Here is a 2,885-nt window from a genome sequence, read left to right as displayed (position 1 = left end):
GTTGGGTGTTGGGCGCAGCCGCATTAGTTTGCTGGCCTTCGCCCATGATCGCGTGGCCGGCAAGACGCCCCGCCACTCGCACCCCCACGCCCAGCACCCTGCCGATGGATTCAGGTCTCACTTCGATTTGCCACCCCAGCAACCACTGAGAGGTCCCCGCTTGGCGTCGGCGACCCCGGATATGATGGTAGCAGTGCCAGAACTGCGGGGGCGACCCTGTTCGCATCCAACACAGGTGCCCATTTGCCCGATGGCCGCTAGCAAAGTAAGGTATAGAAATCAATCGCCGCTCCCTGCGCAATTCGCCGCGCTGGCCGCCGCCGGAGGTAAACCCTTGACATCACGCCTGCGCGAACTGATCCAACAACTCGGAGAAGCAATCCACGAGTCCGTTATTGAAAGCGAGCAGATCGCCGGCGTCGTCCAGGACATCCGCAAACACGGGTTCGACGTGCTGTTGATGCTTGAGGCCACCATCGGTCTCAACGAGGTGTCAAAGGAAACCGAAGAAGCGGATGCCGCAGCCGAAGCCGCGGGTGGCACCTTCACGAAGAACGATGTGAACTTCCTGCGTTCGCTGCGCATCTCTGTCGAAGGCGAAGACAACGACGAACTGACGCAAGGCGAAGACGAGACCCAGGCGGGCTAGTGCGGAGGGACATCGAACTCCCATGCTTGCAGAGCCGGTTGGTCAGATTCTCTGGTTGACGAGCGGGTTTTAAGGACAACTGCGGGTTCCTCCACTCCCTGTGGTCGATCGGAATGACAGTCATTGCTGAATGGATGTTTAGGCGATGGCGCCGGTGTCATCGTTAGCTGCGCCAGTGCAATTCCACCGGCCCGTCCAGAGGATGTTTCCCAGTCCCATCGAGACGTGCCTGTTTTAACGCGAAGTACCACTTGGCGGGCTTATCGGCGTCGTCGATCAGCATCAGGCTGGGATTGTGCTTCAAGCCTTCCGCCTGCTGGATCATCGTCTCCTGATCCTGGCGGACAAACTTCGCACCGAAGAATTTGGCAATCGGCGTGAGGAACGGGACGTTATAGAAGACGTTCCACGCGGCGATGACGTCGATGCGGCAGGTGGAAGCGGTCACCGGCGTCACCGTCGTCAGCGAGGAGAACCACTTGTCGCCGCATCGGATGATTTCTGTGCGGCGGTTTGGCAGCACGAAGTCGATGGTGGTCTCGACAGGCTGGCCGTAGACGCCGAGGAGTTTGTACGGTGCTGAGTTGCCGCTGGGGGCATGGGCGCTCATGCGGAAGCCTTCGGGAATTGGCTCGAAGCGTTTTGTCTTTTCGCGGATGCTGGCGCGTGAACGCCACCACCAGGCCTGGTGCACGAAGGGCCCGTGCGCTGGATCCATCAGACCTATGATGCCGTGATCGACATTGCAGGGCAGGTCGGCAGCGAGATGGGCGGTGCGGAAGCGCGTGCCGAACTTGGCGAGATCCGGTACCGCACGGGATTGCGCACTCGGCGAAACCTTCCCGGAGCCCGGACCTGGAATGAAGACCCACGCGTGTCCATCGCGCTCTTCGCAGGGAAAAGCAGTCGCATAGATGCGGGTGGCATCAAGATGGTCGTGGCTTGAAAGTGACGGGATTAGCTCGCAGCGCCCGCTGCAGGGTTCAAACTCCCATCCGTGGTAGCGGCAGGTTACGCGGTTGCCGTCGAACCATCCCTCGCTAAGCGGAATGCCGCGGTGCGGGCAGCTATCGCGCATGGCGAAGACGCGGCCATCGCTGCGTCGGCCAAGCACAAGCGGCAAACCGAGGAGCATCGCCCTGGCCAGCCTGCCTTTGCGCAGCGTGTCGGTGCGCAGCGCCGGATACCAGTCGTCATAAATGAGCGTGGCACTGGGGCCTTGGATCGGAACTCCGGCTTCAGTTGTCGTGACCAGCGGCATGTGGCTCAAAGGATAGCAGTTTATCCTGACAACGGTTTTTCAGTGGATATTGCGGAAGTGTCCTCTCACGCATTCCTCGTTACTAAAGGACAGGCGAAGGAAAAGAGTAGTAATACCGGGGGGTGGGGGGCTCCGCTTCTCGAGCAGCTGGGGTGCCTGCTGCTCTTTAGACGATGAGAATGGTTTTGCATTTCAATGTCATTGTGCGCTAGACGAAGCAAATTACCTGCAATTGCCGAGGAAGTTTTTACTCTTTGGATTGTTGGGCTTGGACGAATAAAGGACTTTCAGAGGTTGACTTCGAATTGAGATTTGCATCTGCGGTGGCGATCTGGACGAGGCGCGCTTCGTTGACACCGGTGGGGAAGCCATTCGCGTCCCAGTGTTTGCGGCAGCCGGGGAAGTCGAGGGGGAGGCACTGAGCTGCGATGCCGCGCTCGCGCATTTCAAATCCGCCGGGAAGGATGTTAAGGGCGCAGGCGACCGCAGTGACGCCGGCGCCAGTGTGCTGCCAGCGCGCGAGCCAGCGGCTGAATCCAGTGGAGTGGGGGACGATGTAGACCGCGATTCCGTGTTCGCGCATCTGGCGGGTGATGCGATTGACAGAGCACTCGGGATCGCAGGCGGTGCAGGAGATGTCGACTCCGTCGATGTTGGCCTTGCAATTGCCGCTGTGCCAGCCACGCATACATGCGGGAACGAGAAGGATCTTCTGCGCCGTGCGGGCAAAGTCTTCGCGCAGGCCGCGGTTCATGACTTCAGCGGCAAACATGTTGAGGTGATATTCGACTGCGGGCTTGCCGCACATGAGCAGATCTTCGCGCCAGCGGAGGCGGGAGTGTTCGCGGTTGACGAAGGATGCGACGCCGCGGGTGTAGGCTCCGAGGATGCGGTCGGCTTGGCGTTCGAATTCCTGAAACAGCTCGATGGACGAGCGCAACCAATAGGTTGCTTTTTGTGGAGAGAGAGCGGCCA

Annotated in this window: 3 protein-coding genes; 1 reads left to right on the top strand and 2 read right to left on the bottom strand. The window is 60.0% G+C overall.

Translation table 11 applies throughout. The features are described from left to right. The first annotated feature begins 334 nt into the window (after positions 1 to 334). Positions 335 to 649 (top strand): hypothetical protein, encoded by a 315-nt coding sequence (locus WA354_RS09095; RefSeq protein WP_472807847.1) that lies wholly within the window; start codon positions 335 to 337, stop codon positions 647 to 649. A 163-nt stretch (positions 650 to 812) separates the two neighbouring features. On the opposite strand, the gene WA354_RS09090 is transcribed toward WA354_RS09095, so the two are convergent. Together WA354_RS09090 and WA354_RS09085 are read right to left on the bottom strand one after the other, a co-directional pair. Next, on the bottom strand, positions 813 to 1,910 hold the full coding sequence (locus WA354_RS09090) for a Rieske 2Fe-2S domain-containing protein (RefSeq protein ID WP_472812689.1): 1,098 nt from the start codon (positions 1,908 to 1,910) through the stop codon (positions 813 to 815). Between the two features lie 247 nt (positions 1,911 to 2,157). After that, positions 2,158 to 2,885, bottom strand: a 728-nt coding sequence (locus WA354_RS09085) for a DUF116 domain-containing protein (RefSeq protein ID WP_472812688.1), incomplete at its 5' end; no start/stop codon positions are given.

This window comes from Occallatibacter sp., from assembly GCF_049802275.1.
Lineage (GTDB): Bacteria > Acidobacteriota > Terriglobia > Terriglobales > Acidobacteriaceae > Telmatobacter.
The sequence above is the reverse complement of the archived record's forward strand: the minus strand, read 5'-3'. Positions and strand labels throughout refer to the sequence as shown.